Origin of the sequence: Mesorhizobium sp. M1A.F.Ca.IN.022.06.1.1 (genome assembly GCF_003952605.1) — a bacterium.
Lineage (GTDB): Bacteria > Pseudomonadota > Alphaproteobacteria > Rhizobiales > Rhizobiaceae > Mesorhizobium.
Genome location: NZ_CP034455.1, coordinates 4,580,231 through 4,598,044, shown reverse-complemented (window position 1 = coordinate 4,598,044; position 17,814 = coordinate 4,580,231). Strand labels below are relative to the sequence as shown.

The window sequence follows — 17,814 nt, the reverse complement described above, 5'->3', positions numbered from 1 at the left end:
TTCGTGGTCCGTGCCTGTTCAACGCCCGTCGCTTCCTCCCTTCCACGCGATCATCGCGCAACGTCAGGAGCAACGTGCGTACCGTTCGGCGGTTCCAGCGACTCGTCGGTCGGGAAGTTTAACGCTGGCGGGGCTCAGCGTGTCGTCATCGCCCTGCGAAATGCATCCAGCGTCTCGGCGCTGACATGGTGCTCGATGCCCTCGGCATCGATCCGTGCCGTCTCGGGGCTGACACCGAGCGAGCGCAGGAAGGCTTCGACAGTCTCGTGACGGATGCGGCTCTCCTGCGCCACCTTGCGACCGGCGTCCGTGAGAAACACCCCGCGATAGGGTTTCCTGGACACCAGCCCGTCGGCGCAGAGCCTTGTCAGCATTTTTGCCACGGTGGGTTGCGCGACGCCAAGCCTGGCCGCGATATCGACCTGACGGGCCTCGTTTCCGTCCTCGATCAGATCGGCGATCAGCTCGACATAGTCCTCGACAAGCGCGCTGCGACGCGCTTCGCGGGTCTGACGGAACCCTTCCGAATGGATTTCGGCATCAGGAAGCGGCTTTTCGCGTCGAACTGGTCTGTTCCTCAGCGCCAATACGCGCTCCTTCATGGCTGAATCGGCTCCGCACTCATAGCACGGACCGTGGTGCCCTGGCCGTTTATTTGCATTCCCGGGTCGGCGCAACCCGGCGTTTGCTGCTGCACGCGGCGCCCTATCGGCGTGCATCACAAGAGCTTGAACAATGAAGTATAGCCTGTTGCATAATGTTCAGCCTTAGCATACATAGTGGCGATCCTCGATACCCTTCCAGCGGACCCCCCGATGTCAGAAGCAGTGTCCCGTCCCTCGTGGCAATTTGCCCGCTCCGATGAGACTGAGCAGCCCAGTCTGCGCGAGGTCAATGCCTCGATCAGGGTGCCCGACACCGGTCTCTGGTTCCGCCGCCTGTTCGCCTTCATGGGTCCCGGCTATATGGTCTCGGTCGGCTATATGGACCCGGGCAACTGGGCGACAGACCTCGCCGGCGGCGCCCAGTTCGGCTACACGCTGCTTTTCATCATCATGCTGTCGAACCTGATGGCGATCCTGTTGCAGGCACTGGCCGCCCGCCTCGGCATCGCCACCGGCCGCGACCTCGCGCAGGCCTGTCGCGCCTATTATCCGCGTCCGGTAAATTTCCTGCTCTGGATCGCCTGCGAACTGGCGATCATCGCCTGCGACCTCGCCGAGGTGATCGGCACGGCGATTGCGCTGCAGCTCCTGTTCGGCATCCCGCTGATCGGCGGCGCCGTCCTCACCGCGCTGGACGCCTTCCTTGTGCTGCTGCTCATGAACAGGGGCTTCCGTTATCTCGAGGCGTTCGTCGTCGCGCTCCTGATCATCATCTTTGGCTGCTTCGCCATCCAGATCTTCGTCGCCGCCCCGCCCGCAGGCACAATCCTGCATTCGATGTTCGTGCCGTCGTCCCAGATCGTCACCAACCCGACGATGCTCTACATCGCCATCGGCATCATCGGCGCCACCGTGATGCCGCACAATCTCTACCTGCACTCCTCGATCGTGCAGACCCGCGCCTATGAGCGCACCGATGCCGGCAAGCGCGACGCCATCAAATGGGCGACCACGGACTCGACCATCGCGCTGATCCTGGCGCTGTTTGTCAACGCGTCCATCCTGATCGTCGCGGCAGTGGCCTTCCACGGCACCGGGCACCAGGATGTCGCCGAGATCGGTCAGGCTTTCGAATTGCTGTCGCCGCTGTTGGGCTTGAGCATTGCCTCGATCCTGTTCGCGGTCGCGCTGCTCGCCTCCGGGCTCAACTCGACGGTCACCGCCACGCTTGCCGGCCAGATCGTGATGGAAGGCTTCCTGCGTCTGCGCATTCCGCAATGGGCGCGCCGCCTGCTGACGCGCGGCCTTGCCATCGTCCCCGTCGTGATCGTCACCGCGCTCTACGGCGAAAAGGGCACGGCCCAGCTCCTGGTCTTCAGCCAGGTCATCCTGTCGATGCAGTTGCCCTTCGCCGTTGTGCCGCTGGTGCAGTTCGTCTCGGATAAGAAGAAGATGGGCAGTTTCGCCATCTCGCGCGGCGTCGCCGCACTCGCCTGGGTAGTCGCGGCGATCATCCTGGTGCTCAACTTCAAGCTGCTCTTCGACACTTTTGCCGGCTGAGTTCGAGCCGCGACATCCCGGCCGGCCGCGCTATCTTCTGAAAGCATGACCGTTTCGGACGACGCCCGAAAATTCTACGCCAAACTGATGGCCGCGCATGCGCGCTCCGCCGATCCCCGCATCGAGGAGGCGTTCGCCTCCGTGCCGCGCGAGGCCTTTCTCGGCCCTGGACCTTGGACAGTCTTTGCCGGCGACGGAGCGTTCAAAACCCCGACTGCCGATCCAAGCTACATCTACCAGAACGTGCTGGTGGTGCTCGATGCCGACAAGGGCATCAACAACGGCGAACCGGTTCTGCACGCCATGTGGATCGGCAAGGTCGAACCGAAACCCGGCGAAGCCGTCACCCATATCGGCGCCGGTACCGGCTACTATACCGCGCTGCTGGCAAGGCTGGTCGAGCCCAGTGGCAGCGTCACCGCCTTCGAGATCGAAGCGGATCTCGCCGCGCAAGCCAAGGTGAACCTCGCGGCCTATGGCAATGTCGAGGTCGTTGCCGGCGACGCTGTCGCCGGCCCGCTACCGCCCTCTGACATCATCTATGTCAATGCTGCCGTCATTGCCCCGCCCCCTGCGTGGCTGAGGGCGCTCAGGCCCGGCGGCCGGCTGATCTTCCCCTGGCGGCCGGCGCAGCGTATCGGCCTCGCCGTGCTGGTCACCCGCATGCAGGCGGGGTTCGCCTGCCGGCCCTTCATGGGTTCCTGGTTCATCCCTTGCGTCGGCGCCTCCCTCGCCGGCCCGGAGGCAAGAGTGCCAACCCGCGAACGCGCCAGCCGCACGCGCTCGATCTGGCTGACCGAAGACAAGGCGCCCGATCGAACCGCCACCGCCGTGTTCGGCGATGTCTGGTTCTCGTCCCGCGCCATGCGCGCCGACAGCGAACGATAGAAATCTGCGGAAGCCTGTGTCGGAACGCAGGCTTGTCGCCCGTCCTTAGGACGAAATCCGGCCGCGACGGCGCGGATCACGAAAAGGGAGAAGACAGATGCGCAAGATCATCGCCGCCACATTCGTCAGCCTCGACGGCGTCATGCAGGCGCCAGGCGGCCCGGAAGAGGACCCGGTCGGCGGCTTTCAATTCGGCGGCTGGACCTTCCATTACTTTGACGAGGTGGCGGGCGAGGCAATGGACGAATTGTTCTCAAAGCCCTTCGCCCTGCTGCTCGGTCGCAGAACCTATGACATCTTCGCCGCGTACTGGCCGTATCAGAAAGATCCGATCGCAGATGCCTTCAACCCGGCGACCAAATATGTCGCGACGCATCGGCCGGATAGCCTGACCTGGCAGAACACGCAGCCGCTTGGACCAGACGTCGTTGCCAGGCTCAGGCAGCTCAAGCAGGAAGACGGACCCGATCTGCTCATCCAGGGTTCGGGCAATCTGATCCAGACCCTGCTCGCCAATGGGCTGATCGACGAGATCCGGTTGATGATCTTCCCGCTGTTGCTGGGCAAGGGAAAGCGCCTGTTCGGCGATGACGCGATGCCCGCCGCCTTCAAGCTCATCAAGTCGCAAACCACCAGCACGGGTGTCATCATGGCGACCTATGAACGTGGCGGCGGCGTCAAGACCGGATCTTTTGCGACAGAGCAGCCTTCCGAAGCCGAGCTCGAACGGCGCAAGAACTGGAAGTAGCGCCAAGGTTCCTCGCCCCCAAAGCGGGGGCGAGGAACGAAAAGTGTCGCTCACGCTGCCCGGCGATGCCGCGCCAGACCCTCGCGGATATGAGTGGCGAATGCCTCTGCCGTCCGCGTCACTGCATGCTTCGGCAGGTGCAGGTTGACGGAAAAATTCGGCAGCGCCGGTAAGTCGGCGTCGGACAGGATGTCGAGGTCGGCCGGAACCGTCGAGGCGAGCCAGGTGGTCACCGCAAGGTCCGACCGTACCGTTGCGGTCGTTGCGTCGATGTTGCCGTTCTCGAACACGGTGCGCCAATCGAGCCCGTGCGTGCCGAGCGCCGCCAGCACCGCGGGACGGAAGGCGCAGCTATCCGCGACCATGGAGACCGGCAAAGGCCGCTTCAAGCGCGCCGAGCCGCCTCTGGCACCGACCCAGACCAGCCGGTCGACCAGTAGGCACTCGCCGGCCGTCGGACCGGCCCGCTCCTCGATGACGGCAAGGTCGATCGTCCCTGCCGCCAGCGCCGCCGCGAGTTCCGGCGAAGAGGCGCAGACCAGCGAAATCTCCACCCGCGGATAGGCTTCAGCGTAGGTTTTCAAAACAGGTTGCAGCAATGTGCCGACAAGATCGTAGGGCACGCCGATCCGCACCCCGCCGGCGACCGCCTTGCCGCTTATCTCCGCCAGGATCTCGTCATTGAGCTGCAGCAGGCGCCTGGCCTTGTCGAGCAGCCGCTCGCCGGAGCGTGTCAGCTTCAGGCCGCGGCGGTCGCGCTCGAACAACGTCCGGCCAAGGATCTCCTCCAGCCGCTTGATCTGCTGGCTGACGGCACCCTGCGTCAGATGAAGCGCATTGGCGGCCGCCGTCATGCTGGCCTTGTCGGCCGTCATGACGAAGGTGCGGATGAGGGTCGTGTCGAGGTCGCGGATCATGGCTGGCATTATATTCTCTAATGTAAACTATATCAAACATTGCATTTACTGATGCCGCGAAGCGCATAAGCATGCCGGTTTCTCGACTGGGAAGCCCGCATGTCCGAAACCATCATCCCCCTTGTCCTGTTCGCGTTGATCTCGACCTCGACGCCCGGCATCGCCACGACGCTGTCGACGGCATCCGGGGCGCAGTTCGGCTTTCGCCGATCGGTGCCGCTGATGGCCGGCAGCGCCGCGGGACTGGCGTCGGTAGCGGCGGCGGGTGCTGCCGGCCTGGCCGGGCTGATCGCCGCCGTCCCCTCGCTCCAGCTTGCGATGAAGATCGCCGGCTCGCTTTATCTGATCTGGCTGGCGATCAGGATCGGCCGCAGCGGCCCGCCCAAGCTCGACGTGAGCATGGCTAGGCCGAACAGCTTCTTCGGCGGCGCCGGCATCCAGTGGATGAACCCGAAAGGCTGGGCGATGGGGCTGGGCGCCGCGGCGTCCTTCGCGGCCCTGGCGGATGGTCCGCTGCAACTCGCGCTGCTTCTCGGCGCCGTGTTCGGCCTTGCCGCGGCTTTGTCGCTGTCGTTGTGGTGCGTGGCAGGAACCCTGCTTGCGCGCCTGCTCAAGACTGAGCGCCAGTGGCGCGCTCTCAACATCGTGCTCGCCCTGCTGCTGGCCGCCTCGATCCTGCAGATGTGGCGGCCAGCTTGAGAGAGGTCAGACGGCGTAGCGCGCCGCCGGCTTGCCGGAGAACAGGCTGCCGAAGAACTGGTCTCTGGCGCCGAGATAGGCCGTCAGCCCGGCCGCGTCGGCAAGGCCGGGCGCGGTGACGGTTTCGCCTTGGGCGAAGCCGGCAAGTGCCGCGTCGACCAGATCCTCGGCGCTCATGATCCAGTCCGGATTGAGCCTGTCGAGGCTGATTCCGGAGACGTCCCACAACTCGGTGCGGACCGGTCCAGGCACGACGGACTGGACTTTCACTTCGGTGCCGGCGACTTCCTTTTGCAGCGCTTCGGTGAAGTTGGCGACATAGGCCTTTGTGCCGCTGTAGATGCCGCCAACGGCAATGCCATAGGCGACGACGGAGGCGATGTTGATGATCCCGCCGCGATTGCGCTTGATGAGGCCCGGCAGCACGGCGCGGGTCAGCCTGGTCAGCGCCACGACATTGACCTTGATCATGCGTTCGGCCGCATCGGCATCGGCGTCGGCAATCGTCTCCAGGCCGCCCACGCCGGCATTGTTGATCAGCAGCGTCACGCTGTCGTCCGTCGAAACCGCCTGCTCGACACGGCGCAGATCGGCATCGGCCGCAAGGTCGGCGACGATCGTCTCGACCTTGCGGCCATAGGCATAGGAGAGCCTGTCGGCCAGCTCCCGCAGCCGGTCGGCGCGGCGCGCCACCAGCACCAGGTCGTAGCCCTGCCCCGCAAGCCGGTCCGCGTAGACCGCGCCGATGCCCGACGATGCGCCGGTGATGACGGCCGTGCCCTTGTTGTCCTTCGTGCTCATTGTCCTGTTCCTTTGTTCGCTTCGCGCGGCTCGGCGCCGATGATCGCATCATCAGCCGAACCTCTGATTTCATTTAGTGGCATATGCCACTTTTGCCGAAGTAGGTATATGCCACTATCTTGTCAACGGCAGCGGCGAAAACTATTTCTGCGACAGGCCGGCGCGTCTTTGCGCCGGCAAGGAGCGATCATGGACGAAGCTCGGAAGCCGGGATTCAGCGACTGCAACAATGCCACGCTGCGGCGCGCTGCGCGCAGCCTCGGCCGCTTCTACGACGACGCGCTGTCGCCGTCGGGCCTGAAGAGCACGCAGTTCGGGCTGCTCGTTCAGATCCACATCAGCGATGAGCCGGCGATGGGCACCATCGCCGAGGCGCTGATCATGGATCTGTCCGCGCTCGGCCACACGCTGAAGCCGCTGATCCGCGACGGCTATGTCGAGACTTTTCCCGATAAGGACGACCGCCGCGTCAAGCGCGTCCGGCTGACGTCGCAAGGCAAGGCCAAGCTCGACGAGGCGCTCAAGCTTTGGAGCGTCGCGCAGCGGCAATTCGAGGACAAGGTCGGCGCGGAGCAGGCGGCGAAGCTTCGCGCGGCATTGGACGCCGTGGCCGACCTCGACCTGGAGATGCCGGCGGCCGCCTTTTCGAACTGAAAAAGCGGCCGCCGATCAGGTTTGAATGCAATTATTCGGCCGGCATTGCCACCGGGCGTGCAAGCAGCCTTCCCGCCAAGACGATGCCCAGACCCAGGATCGGGAACACCGCGGCGACCAGGCCGAGATCGGCCGGTGCGCCGAAGCGCAGCACGGCGGCGCCGACCACAGCGCCCAAAGCGACGCCGAAGTAAAGCGCCGAGGCGTTGAGCGAGAGCACGATCGGGGCGGCATCGGGCGCTATTTTGATGATCCGGCTCGCCTGCGCCGGCGGGAAGGCCCAGCCGACGATGCCCCACGGCACCATCATGCCCATCAGCGCCGGCCCGGCGATCGAATGCGGCAGGAAGGTCGAGATCAGCGACAAGGTGACGAGCATCGCCGCGCTCAGCCCCAGCGACCAGCAAACCGTGCGCGCCGCGCCGAAACGGTCGGCCGCCTGGCCGCCGGCGATGTTGCCGATGACGGCGCCAACGCCGAATGCGAGCAGCATGCCGGGAAGCGCCAACGGGCTGAGCCCGCCGCCCTCGATCGCCAGAGGCGCGATGAAGGCAAAGACGGTGAAGGCGCCGACCAGCGCCAGCACGGTCGTGACCAGGATCGGCAAAACGCCGGGACGGACCGCCGCCGCCAGCCGCGCCTTGAGCGGCAGCCTGGTGCCGACAATACCGCGCGGCAGCCGCCACCACAGGATCGCGCCGGCAAGCGCGCCGAGGCCGGCAATGGCGAAGAACGTGCCGCGCCAGCCGGCAATCGCCGCCACCAGCGCGCCGAGCGGCGCGCCGACCGCGACCGCCACCGTGGTGCCGCCGACCACGACCGCGATGGCGCGGGCCCTGTGATGGTCGTCGACCAGCGCCACGGCCGTGCCTTGCGCGGTTGCCGCGAACAGGCCGGACGACAGCGCCATGACGATGCGTGCGATGAGCAGCAATTCGAAGGACGAGCTTAGCGCCGCGACGATATTGCCGATTACGAAGAACACCAGCGTCCACAGGATGACGCGCCGCCGGTCCCACTCGCCGGTCAGCGTCGCCAGGATCGGCGCGCCGATCGCATAGGCGAGCGCGAAGGCGGTGATCAGCGAGCCGGCGAGCGGAACGGAGATGCCGGCATCCGCGGCGATATCGGGAAGAAGGCTGGAGATGACGAAGCCTTCGGTCGAGATCGCAAACGATCCGAGCGCAAGCCAGAAGATCCGCTTGTCCATGGGAAATGTCCTTTGTTCAAAAGTTATTGAACAATTGGACATGAAGGAGCATGATGTCAACGGAACTTGGGCAAATTAGCGGAACCCTGCTGACAGCCCTGTGTCAGGACGGCGTAGAAACCGGGAAGCTGCGTAACCAAGCAAGAAGCGGAGATGCGTTGAAGTTGGTGCCGTTTGCGCTTAATTCTCAGCCATGACCTTGCCTCATCCGACCGCCGATCAGATCAGCCTGCCGATCGTGCTTGCCGTGCTCGGCGACCCGACCCGGCTGGCAATCGTGCGCTTTCTCGCCAGCAAGGAAGGCGTGCCGATGAACTGCGGCAAGTTCCTCGACCTCGCCTCCAAGACCAATCTCAGCTACCACCTCGCCAAGCTGCGCGAGGCTGGCGTGACGCGCACCGAAGCGGTCGGCACCAGCCGGCTGATCACCCTGCGCCGCGACGACCTCGACAGGCGCTTCCCCGGCCTGCTCGACAGCGTGATCGCCGCGGCTGACGGCGACAAGGATCTGCCGGCGGTCGGCACCGCCGAAGTCGAGGTTTCGGCCTGAACCGCATGCGCATCGCTGTTATCGCCGACATCCATGGCAACCTCCTGGCATTAGATGCCGTGCTTGACGATCTCCGGTCGCGCGGCGGCGCCGACATCACCGTCAATCTGGGCGACTGCGTCTCCGGACCGCTCTGGCCGCATGAGACGATGGAACGGCTACAGGCGCTGAACCTGCCGACGGTGCGCGGCAATCACGACCGCCGCGTGGCGCAGGATACGGCCGACGAGACCATGTGGCCGTCCGATCGCTTCGCCCAGGAACGGCTGACCGCGTCGCAGCGCGAGGCGTTGCTCGCCCTGCCGCTGACATTGGAGATCGCGCCCGGCGTCGTCGCCTTCCACGCCCGGCCGGATCATGACGAGAAATATCTCGCCGACGCCATTGTCGATGGCCAGCTGGTGCGCGCGCCGCTTGCCGCGATCAGGCGCCGGCTCAAACCGGTCGATCCGGCCTGCCGCCTGGTGCTGTGCGGCCACAGCCATCGCAACGAGCTCATCCGCATCCCCGGCGGTCCGGTGATCTTCAATCCCGGCAGCGTCGGCTGCCCCGCCTATGACGATGACACGCCGCCGGTGCATGTGTCCCAGCAGGGCACGCCGCATGCGCGCTACGGCATTGTCGAATCTGGCACTGACGGCCGTCCCAGCCGCTTTGAGAGCATTGCCGTCGACTACGACCATGAAGCCGCCGCAAAGCAGGCCGAACAAGCGGGAAGACCGGAATGGGCGCAAGCGCTGCGGACTGGTTTTATAAGGGATTGAGCGAAGCTCATATCCAGGGTTGAGCGAAGCTCATAGCCAGGATTGAGCGCCACGTTTGAAGTGCATTGTTTATGGCCGAGGGATGAAGCGCAAAGCCACGCTCCGATCGACGATGCTGATCGCCGCCCCTTTGTGCCTGGCCGCCCTGCCGGCCTTGGCTCAGGATGCGCCCGGGACAATCATCTCGATCATCGGTGGCCTCGCGCCGGATGATTTGCTCAATATTCGCGCTACCGCTTCACCGGGCGGAAAGATCGAGGCGCGCCTGCCCAACGGCGCGGCCGTCAAGAATTACGGCTGCAAGGCCGTCAACAACTATCCATGGTGCAAGGTCGAGGACACGCAGGACGCCCACATAACCGGCTGGGCGCCGGCCCGCTATCTCAGCCCCAACAACCCGGCGTCGCCCCCTGAAGACACCGCCACGTCGGCGACCGCGGCTGCCGCACCCCGGCCACCTCCCGAAGAACCGCAGCTTGACATCGCGGCGCGCCTGGGCGGCGGCGACCCGGCCGATCCGCCCTCCGCGGCCGAGATCGGACAGACCGCCATGCAGGACGCTTATGCTCTCGCCTTCGCGGCCGCGGCAAATGCCCAGTCCGACACCGCCCTGGATGCCGGCATCCCGTGCGCGCGTCATGTCGGCCAACCGATGACCCGGTGCGAAATCAGTGTCGCGCAAAAAGGCGGCGACAGCTCCGTGACGGTGACCTGGCCGGACGGCGGCGCGCGCATCATCAACTTCCATGACGGCAAGCCCGCCGGCTCCGACTCCTCGGACGAATTCCGCTTCACCCGCGAAGGCAGCCTCAACATGATCCGCATCGGCGTGTCGGAGCGGTTCGAGATCACGGATGCGCTGGCGCTGGGGGAGTAAGGCAGTGCGGCAATAAGGCAGTAGGGGAAAGAAAGCACCTACTGCCCTACTGCCCTACTGCCCTACTGCCCTACTGCCCTACTGCCCTACTGCCCTACTGCCCTACTGCCCTACTGCCCTACTGCCCTACTGCCCTACTGCCCTACTGCCCTACTGCCCTACTGCCCTACTGCCCTACTGCCCTACTGCCCTACTGCCCTACTGCCTTCATTTTCGGGGTTACATCCGCCAAAACTCTTCCCTATAAGGCCCTCCTAGCCTGATACCAGAATCGCAAGCACAACCGGCCGGGTCCTCCCCGCCCGGTTTTTCGTGCAAGCCGCTCGCCGAACGGAATCCACAGACCATGCCAAGACGCACCGACATCAAGTCGATCCTGATCATCGGGGCCGGCCCCATCGTCATCGGCCAGGCATGCGAGTTCGACTATTCCGGGACCCAGGCCTGCAAGGCGCTGAAGGAAGAGGGTTTCCGCGTCATCCTGGTCAACTCCAACCCGGCCACGATCATGACCGATCCGGAGCTGGCCGACGCCACCTATATCGAACCGATCACGCCGGAAGTGGTGGCGAAGATCATCACCAAGGAGCGCCCCGACGCGCTGCTGCCCACCATGGGCGGCCAGACGGCGCTCAACACCGCGCTGTCGCTGCGCCGCATGGGCGTGCTCGACCGCTACAATGTCGAGATGATCGGCGCCGATGCGCATGCCATCGACAAGGCCGAGGACCGCGCGCTGTTCCGCCAGGCGATGAGCAAGATCGGGCTGGAGACGCCGCGCTCGATGCTGGCCAACGCCACAGAAGTCAAGGACGCCGACCGCAAGATCCACGAGGCCGAGCGCGCCGCGCTCAAAGCCGAGAACCCCGAAAACCTCGATGCCGCGCTCGATGCTTTGGAGACGCGCTGGAATCTCGGCGAAGGCGACCGCAAGCAGCGCTATATCAGCCACGCCATGGCGATCGCGGCGCAAGCGCTCGACCATGTCGGCCTGCCGGCGATTATCCGCCCCTCCTTCACCATGGGCGGCACCGGCGGCGGCATCGCCTACAACCGCGCCGAATTCTACGACATCGTTCAGTCCGGCCTCGACGCCTCGCCCACCACGGAGGTGCTGATCGAGGAGAGCGTGCTCGGCTGGAAGGAGTATGAGATGGAAGTGGTCCGCGACAAGGCGGACAACTGCATCATCATCTGCTCGATCGAGAACCTCGACCCGATGGGCGTGCACACCGGCGACAGCATCACCGTCGCGCCGGCCCTGACCTTGACCGACAAAGAGTATCAGATGATGCGCAACGCCTCGATCGCGGTGCTGCGCGAGATCGGCGTCGAGACGGGCGGCTCCAACGTCCAGTTCGCCGTCAATCCGGCCGACGGCCGCCTCGTGGTCATCGAGATGAACCCGCGCGTCTCGCGCTCGTCCGCGCTCGCCTCGAAGGCGACCGGCTTCCCGATCGCCAAGGTCGCGGCAAAGCTCGCCGTCGGCTACACGCTGGACGAGCTGGAGAACGACATCACCGGCGGTGCGACGCCGGCCTCGTTCGAGCCGTCGATCGACTATGTGGTGACCAAGATCCCGCGCTTCGCCTTCGAGAAATTCCCGGGCGCCGAGCCGGTGCTGACCACCGCCATGAAGTCGGTGGGCGAGGTGATGGCCATCGGCCGCAGCTTCCAGGAATCGCTGCAAAAGGCGCTGCGCGGACTGGAAACCGGCCTCACCGGCCTCGACGAGATCGAAATCCCCGGCCTTGGCTCGGCAGACCACGTCGACGACCGCAACGCCATCCGCGCCGCGCTCGGCACGCCGACCCCCGATCGGCTGCGCATGGTGGCGCAGGCGATCCGCATGGGTACCTCGCTCGAAGACGTGCACGCCATGTGCAAGATCGACCCGTGGTTCCTCGAGCAGATCGCCGGCATCATCGCCATGGAACAGCGTATCCGCGAGCACGGCCTGCCGCAGGATGCGCCGAACCTGCGCATGCTGAAGGCGATGGGCTTCTCCGACGCACGCCTGGCGTCGCTGACCAGAACCGACGCGGAAGTCATTCAGAAGACCAGGCAAAAGCTCGGCGTTCATCCGGTCTATAAGCGCATCGACACCTGCGCCGCCGAGTTCGCCTCGCCGACCGCCTATATGTACTCGACCTATGAGACGCCCTTCGCCGGCGAGCTCGCCAACGAGGCGCGCGTCTCGTCGCGCAGGAAGGTCGTCATCCTCGGCGGCGGCCCGAACCGCATCGGCCAGGGCATCGAGTTCGACTATTGCTGCTGCCATGCCGCCTTTGCGCTGCGCGACGCCGGCTTCGAGGCGATCATGGTCAACTGCAACCCGGAGACCGTGTCGACCGACTACGACACATCCGACCGGCTCTATTTCGATCCGCTGACGCCGGAGGACGTGCTGGAGATCCTGCGCGCCGAGCAGGCCTCCGGCGAGCTGGTCGGCGTCATCGTCCAGTTCGGCGGCCAGACGCCGCTGAAATTGGCCGACGCGCTGGAGAAGGCCGGCATCCCGATCCTCGGCACTTCACCCGACATGATCGACCTTGCGGAAGACCGCGACCGTTTCCAGAAGCTGTTGCACAAGCTCGGGCTCACCCAGCCGAAGAACGGCATCGCCTATTCGGTCGAGCAGGCGCGCCTCGTCGCTGCCGAGCTCGGCTTTCCGCTGGTGGTGCGCCCGTCCTATGTGCTCGGCGGCCGCGCCATGCAGATCATCTACAACGAAGGCATGCTGCAGACCTATCTGCTCGACACCGTGCCCGGCCTGGTGCCGGAGGACATTAAGCAGAAATACCCGGCCGACAAGACCGGCCAGATCAACACGCTGCTCGGCAAGAACCCGCTTTTGTTCGACACTTATCTGACCGGCGCCACCGAGGTCGATGTCGACTGCCTCTGCGACGGCAAGGAGACCTTCGTCTCCGGCATCCTGGAGCACATCGAGGAGGCCGGCATCCATTCGGGCGACAGCGCCTGCTCGCTGCCGGTGTATTCGCTGCAGCCGGAACTCGTCGACGAGCTGGAACGCCAGACCGCCGCACTTGCCCGGGCGCTCAATGTCGGCGGCCTGATGAACGTGCAATACGCCATCAAGGACGGCACGGTCTATGTGCTTGAGGTGAATCCCCGCGCCTCGCGCACCGTGCCCTTCGTCGCCAAGACCATCGGCCGTCCCATTGCGAAAATCGCCGCCCGCATCATGGCCGGCGAGACGCTGGAAAACGCCTTCGCGCATTACGGCGCCATGCCTGACGCGCGCAATCCCGGCCATATCGCGGTCAAGGAAGCCGTCTTCCCCTTCGCCCGCTTCCCCGGCGTCGACATATTGCTCGGGCCGGAAATGCGCTCGACCGGCGAGGTGATGGGCCTCGACCGCGACTTTGCGCTGGCCTTCGCCAAGAGCCAGCTAGGGGCGGGTGTTGATCTCCCCCGCGCGGGCACGCTGTTCGTCTCGGTGCGCGACGAAGACAAGAAGGGAATTCTGCCCGCCGTAAAACGCCTCGCCGAGCAGGGCTTCAAGGTGCTTGCCACCTCCGGCACCGCCCGCTTCCTCGCCGAGAACGGCGTGACGGCGGAAAAGATCAACAAGGTACTCGAAGGCCGCCCCCACATCGAGGACGCCATCCGCAATCGCCAGGTCCAGATCGTCTTCAACACCACCGACGGCCAGAAAGCCGTGTCGGACTCGAAGTCGCTCCGCCGCGCGACGCTGATGCAGAAGGTGCCGTATTACACCACGCTGTCGGGTGCTGCGGCCGTGGCCGAGGCGATCGCGGCGCTAAGGGCGGGGAACCTCGAGGTCCGGCCGCTGCAGGAATATTTTGGGTAAGGCTATTGGCGCTACGAAGCGCACCAGCCACGGTGCAATCTCTGTCTAATGAACCGTCTTGCCAATCTTCGGCGGCAGGCGACAAGGCAACGCTCATTCGGGCGGCCCATTCCAGCGATTGGCTGACTATTAATGAACCGTTGCCGCAACCGCTGGCCTATCGACTGAGCGCCCGTTTCGCCTGCTTAGGATTGCGCCGTAGAGCGCGACTTCGTGCCCTTTCATCTCAGGGCATTGGTACCGGCACCGATTAGCAACTTCGGAACTCTGCTTCCCCGCATTCTGCTCGTAGACTAAAAATCTGCGATGAATGACATGTCCGAAGACGAAATCGACCTGTGCTGCCCGCAGGTGGTCGCCGACAACGCCGCCAAGGGGCTGCGCCTGCGCAAGCAGTTTGGCCGCGGCGGCACCGAGATCGGCGTCGCGAGGGCGACGGAGTTGAAGAACCGCAAGAACCTTTCACCCTCGACCATCCGCCGCATGGTCAGCTATTTCGCCCGCCATGAGGTCGACAAGCGCGGCAAGAACTACGGCAACGAGGAAAATCCCTCTGCCGGCTACATCGCCTGGCTGCTGTGGGGCGGCGACGAAGGCCGCGCCTGGGCGCTGGAGATGAAGAAGAAAGTCGGCAACGCGCCGGACATCTGAGCAGCAGCCGGCTCTTCGTGGAACTGCTTCACAAAAACCCTATGAACCGCCCGGCGAAAAGCACGCAGGTCCACAGGCCGAGCGAAATCACGGCCAGGACGGCCGCGATGCCCCCGGCCGACTCGGCCACCCCGCTCGTGCGGGTCAAGCGCGTGAAGGCGAGGAAATTGGCCCCCGCCAGCAGGATCAGTGTTATCTTGGCAACGAAGATCGGCATCGCCGCATAGGTGCCCGCCTTTACCGAAAACAGCAGCGCCCCGGTGATGATCGCGCCGCCAAACGCCCCAAGGGCTACGCGGCGCAGCAGCGCGACGAACGGCGCGTGGGGCAGCGAGCGGAAGGCGCCAAGGACGCTGAAATCCATGAGGCCGACGCTGGTGAGCAGCGCGCCGACCGCCATGATGTGCAGCGCATTGACGATCGGATAGGCGACGAAGGAGGCTTTCAGCCCGCGCACCAAGGCAAGCTGCTCGATGCCGGCCAGAAACTCCGCCATCTAGGCCGGCGGCAGTCGGTCGGGATAGACGTCGTAGCGCTTGCCGCCGACGATGATGCGCACCGCCTTCATGCGCTTTTCCGCCTCCTCGCGCGAGCGATGGCCAATCGCGGTCACCGCGTCGCCGACCTTGGCGACCTCCTCGGTGAAGCCGGCGGCGATGGTGCGGGCCGGCGGCGCCATCTCCACCCGCCACACCTCCCCCTTCGCATCGACGTCCAGCGTCGCATGCGGATTGCCGATATAGATCGCCGCGATCTTGCCCTTGAGCTCGAAGAAGTCGTCCTGCGTCCACGACCAGCCGTGATGGGCATAGGCGGCAGTGCCGGCAGCAAACATCAACGCCGCCGTCAGCACGACGCCCTGCATATGGTTCAACGGTGACTTCATCGCCCGTCTCCTCCACTCCTCCTGCCAGGTCGAAAGTAGGCTACGGCCCGGCCAGGTCAAATCACATCGGAGCTTCGGCCCGGCATGGCACGAATTTCGGGTCCGCGGCGTCCACACCACGATCAGGCCTTGCTACAGGCCTTCATGCTCCCCATTTTCGCTTCTCCTGGCCGCTCTTCGCATGCATCGGAGGCGGTCGAACTCACGTCTGAGCGAGGCAAACCATGAGCAGCATGAGGGACCGTCAGGAAGGCTTCGAAAAGAAATTCGCAATGGACGAGGAGACGAAGTTCAAGGCCGTGGCGCGCCGGAACAAGCTGCTCGGCCTGTGGGCCGCCGAAAAGCTCGGCAAATCCGGCGTGGATGCCGACGCCTATGCGAAAGAGGTGGTGCGCGCGGATTTCGAGGAAGCGGGCGACAACGACGTGTTCCGCAAGGTCCGTGCCGACTTCGACGCGGCGGGCGTCGTCCAGTCGGATGCCCAGATTCGCCAGGCCATGGACGAGTTGCTGGCAACGGCGGTCGAGCAGATCAAGGCGAGCTGAGGACCCGCTGCGGGGGGCAGAAACCACGCCCTCACCCGTGATGCGCCACCGCCAGTTCCTTCACATGCTTCTCGTGCATTTTCAGCACCGGCAGAGTCTTCTTGGCGAATTCCTTCAGCGCCGGGTCGTCGCCGGAATTGGCATAGGTGCTGAACAGCGCGACCGCGTCCCTGTGCGCATCCATCTGCATCTTGATATACTTCCGGTCGAACTCCGTGCCGCTCGCCTGCTTCAGCTCGCCTAGCATCTGCTGTTCCTTAGGCCCAGAGCGGGGCCGGCAGGCTTGATAGAAGCCGTCGTCTGGCCCTGGCTCATCGCCGCCTTGAAATCCTCCCCGGCCTTGATGTGGTCCCTGACCATCTCGTCGGCAAAAGCCTTGACTTCGTCCGACTGCGACTTCTCCTCGGCCAGCCTGCTCGCCTGGATTTCGAACTCGTTGGCATTGGGTACGGTGGTGACGAAAGTCTGCGTGTCGACCTTGTTGTCTGTCGCCATTGGCGCGACATCGTTGCTGTCGCTCGACTGAGCAAGGGTGGCCGGCGCGCCGGCAAGGAGCGCCATGGCGGCCGCGGTCAGAAGCGTTTTCATCTGGAATCTCCGATCAGCCCCTTGCACTTCCAACGCGAAATGGCGCTGCCGGTTGCGTTGAGGGCGTGAAGGAGGCCGTGTTGAGTCAGGGTCAGGCCGAGCCGAGGATGGTCGTACCGAGAATACCGGAGCGTGCTTGAAGTACGTGAACACCGAAGCGCAGGACACCGCCATTCGCAGCCCGGCATCACCTGAACATCAGCACGGCCTATCCCTTCACGCCGCCGGCGGTTAGGCCGGAAACGATCTTGCGTTGGAAGATCAGCACCAGCACCACCAGCGGCACCGTGACGATCACCGAAGCGGCCATGATGTTGCCCCAGGGGATCTCGAACTGCGAGTTGCCGGAAAGCAGCGCGATCGCCACCGGCACCGTGCGCTGCGCGTTGTTGGAGGTGAAGGTCAGCGCAAACAGGAACTCGTTCCATGCGCCGATGAAGGCGAGCAGCCCTGTCGTCGCCAATGCGGGCCACATCAGCGGCAGAAAGACGCGAGTGACGATGATCCATGGCGTCGCGCCGTCGAGGATCGCCGCTTCCTCGATTTCGACCGGCAGGTCGCGCACGAAGGCGGTGAGCACCCAGACGGTGAACGGCAGCGTGAAGATCATGTAGGAGAAGATCAGTGCGATGAGCGAATTGTAGAGGCCGAAGGCCCGGATGATCTCGAACAGGCCGGCCAGCACCGCGACCTGCGGAAACATCGACACCGACAATATGGCAAGCATCAGCGCCGAACGGCCGCGGAACCGGACGCGTGCCAGCGCGTAGGCGGATGTCACGCCGAGCAGCAGCGAGATGAGCACGACGGCGCCCGAGACGACCAAGGAATTCAAGAGATTGCGCAGGAAAGGACCTTCGACCAGCACGTTCCTGTAGTTGGCGAGGCTTAACGCCTGCGGCCAAAGGCTCGCCTCGAACAACTCGGTGCCGGATTTCAGGCTGGTGACGACGGCGTAATAGAGCGGAAACACCGCGACGAAGACGATTGCCCCCACCAGGAGGAAGAAGCCTAAACGCTTCAACATCGCCAT

The 17,814-nt window shown here is 64.7% G+C and carries 20 protein-coding genes; 11 read left to right on the top strand and 9 right to left on the bottom strand.

Features of this window, described 5'->3' with window-relative positions:
* Positions 1-134 precede the first annotated feature (134 nt).
* Entirely contained in the window at positions 135-587 is a 453-nt protein-coding gene (gene mntR / locus EJ078_RS21810; RefSeq protein ID WP_067327157.1) for a manganese-binding transcriptional regulator MntR, read from the bottom strand.
* 228 nt (positions 588-815) lie between these two features.
* Between mntR and EJ078_RS21805 the strand changes: the two genes are divergently transcribed.
* From EJ078_RS21805 to EJ078_RS21795, 3 genes are all read left to right on the top strand, one after another.
* Positions 816-2,165, top strand: a complete 1,350-nt coding sequence (locus EJ078_RS21805; protein ID WP_095801618.1) for an Nramp family divalent metal transporter — start codon at positions 816-818, stop codon at positions 2,163-2,165.
* A gap of 45 nt (positions 2,166-2,210) precedes the next feature.
* Entirely contained in the window at positions 2,211-3,053 is an 843-nt protein-coding gene (locus EJ078_RS21800; RefSeq protein ID WP_127215859.1) for a protein-L-isoaspartate O-methyltransferase, read from the top strand.
* A gap of 97 nt (positions 3,054-3,150) precedes the next feature.
* Positions 3,151-3,801: a dihydrofolate reductase family protein gene (locus EJ078_RS21795; RefSeq protein ID WP_127215860.1), complete on the top strand. Its 651-nt coding sequence runs from the start codon at positions 3,151-3,153 to the stop codon at positions 3,799-3,801.
* A 50-nt stretch (positions 3,802-3,851) separates the two neighbouring features.
* Here EJ078_RS21795 and EJ078_RS21790 read toward each other — a convergent pair whose 3' ends face one another.
* Positions 3,852-4,718: a LysR substrate-binding domain-containing protein gene (locus EJ078_RS21790; RefSeq protein WP_127404198.1), complete on the bottom strand. Its 867-nt coding sequence runs from the start codon at positions 4,716-4,718 to the stop codon at positions 3,852-3,854.
* Positions 4,719-4,817: 99 nt separating this feature from the next.
* Between EJ078_RS21790 and EJ078_RS21785 the strand changes: the two genes are divergently transcribed.
* Entirely contained in the window at positions 4,818-5,417 is a 600-nt protein-coding gene (locus EJ078_RS21785) for a LysE family translocator (protein ID WP_127215861.1), read from the top strand.
* A gap of 6 nt (positions 5,418-5,423) precedes the next feature.
* Here the strand turns inward: EJ078_RS21785 and EJ078_RS21780 are convergent, their stop codons facing one another.
* Positions 5,424-6,218 carry an SDR family oxidoreductase gene (locus EJ078_RS21780; RefSeq protein WP_127215862.1) on the bottom strand — a complete coding sequence of 265 codons (795 nt, stop codon included), beginning with the start codon at positions 6,216-6,218 and terminating at the stop codon, positions 5,424-5,426.
* 189 nt (positions 6,219-6,407) lie between these two features.
* On the opposite strand from EJ078_RS21780, the gene EJ078_RS21775 reads away from it, so the two are divergent.
* Complete coding sequence (locus tag EJ078_RS21775) at positions 6,408-6,872, top strand: MarR family winged helix-turn-helix transcriptional regulator (protein WP_127215863.1); 465 nt, start codon at positions 6,408-6,410, stop codon at positions 6,870-6,872.
* 31 nt (positions 6,873-6,903) lie between these two features.
* Here the strand turns inward: EJ078_RS21775 and EJ078_RS21770 are convergent, their stop codons facing one another.
* Positions 6,904-8,082: an MFS transporter gene (locus tag EJ078_RS21770; protein ID WP_127403904.1), complete on the bottom strand. Its 1,179-nt coding sequence runs from the start codon at positions 8,080-8,082 to the stop codon at positions 6,904-6,906.
* Positions 8,083-8,275: 193 nt separating this feature from the next.
* Between EJ078_RS21770 and EJ078_RS21765 the strand changes: the two genes are divergently transcribed.
* The 5 genes from EJ078_RS21765 to EJ078_RS21745 all read left to right on the top strand — a co-directional run bounded on the left by EJ078_RS21765 (position 8,276) and on the right by EJ078_RS21745 (position 14,762).
* On the top strand, positions 8,276-8,632 hold the full coding sequence (locus tag EJ078_RS21765; RefSeq protein WP_127217380.1) for a helix-turn-helix transcriptional regulator: 357 nt from the start codon (positions 8,276-8,278) through the stop codon (positions 8,630-8,632).
* A gap of 5 nt (positions 8,633-8,637) precedes the next feature.
* Entirely contained in the window at positions 8,638-9,396 is a 759-nt protein-coding gene (locus EJ078_RS21760; protein ID WP_127217379.1) for a metallophosphoesterase family protein, read from the top strand.
* 82 nt (positions 9,397-9,478) lie between these two features.
* A complete protein-coding gene (locus EJ078_RS21755) occupies positions 9,479-10,273 on the top strand; it encodes an SH3 domain-containing protein (protein WP_127217378.1) in 795 nt (264 codons plus the stop codon).
* 346 nt (positions 10,274-10,619) lie between these two features.
* Positions 10,620-14,111: a carbamoyl-phosphate synthase large subunit gene (gene carB / locus EJ078_RS21750; protein ID WP_127403903.1), complete on the top strand. Its 3,492-nt coding sequence runs from the start codon at positions 10,620-10,622 to the stop codon at positions 14,109-14,111.
* A 315-nt stretch (positions 14,112-14,426) separates the two neighbouring features.
* Positions 14,427-14,762, top strand: coding sequence for a hypothetical protein (locus EJ078_RS21745; protein WP_095801825.1), 336 nt, complete (start codon positions 14,427-14,429; stop codon positions 14,760-14,762).
* A gap of 28 nt (positions 14,763-14,790) precedes the next feature.
* On the opposite strand, the gene EJ078_RS21740 is transcribed toward EJ078_RS21745, so the two are convergent.
* The gene (locus tag EJ078_RS21740) at positions 14,791-15,258 is read right to left on the bottom strand and encodes a hypothetical protein (RefSeq protein ID WP_067326725.1); all 468 of its coding nucleotides are present in this window, start codon (positions 15,256-15,258) and stop codon (positions 14,791-14,793) included.
* Entirely contained in the window at positions 15,259-15,648 is a 390-nt protein-coding gene (locus EJ078_RS21735) for a DUF6152 family protein (protein ID WP_067326721.1), read from the bottom strand.
* Positions 15,649-15,872: 224 nt separating this feature from the next.
* On the opposite strand from EJ078_RS21735, the gene EJ078_RS21730 reads away from it, so the two are divergent.
* Positions 15,873-16,193, top strand: coding sequence for a DUF1476 domain-containing protein (locus EJ078_RS21730; RefSeq protein WP_066994550.1), 321 nt, complete (start codon positions 15,873-15,875; stop codon positions 16,191-16,193).
* A 31-nt stretch (positions 16,194-16,224) separates the two neighbouring features.
* Here the strand turns inward: EJ078_RS21730 and EJ078_RS30745 are convergent, their stop codons facing one another.
* From EJ078_RS30745 to EJ078_RS21720, 3 genes are all read right to left on the bottom strand, one after another.
* Positions 16,225-16,440 (bottom strand): DUF4142 domain-containing protein, encoded by a 216-nt coding sequence (locus EJ078_RS30745; protein WP_281060657.1) that lies wholly within the window; start codon positions 16,438-16,440, stop codon positions 16,225-16,227.
* Positions 16,434-16,781, bottom strand: coding sequence for a DUF4142 domain-containing protein (locus EJ078_RS30740; RefSeq protein WP_281060656.1), 348 nt, complete (start codon positions 16,779-16,781; stop codon positions 16,434-16,436). The genes EJ078_RS30745 and EJ078_RS30740 overlap by 7 nt, the downstream gene beginning before the upstream one ends.
* A gap of 208 nt (positions 16,782-16,989) precedes the next feature.
* Complete coding sequence (locus tag EJ078_RS21720; protein WP_095823228.1) at positions 16,990-17,814, bottom strand: carbohydrate ABC transporter permease; 825 nt, start codon at positions 17,812-17,814, stop codon at positions 16,990-16,992.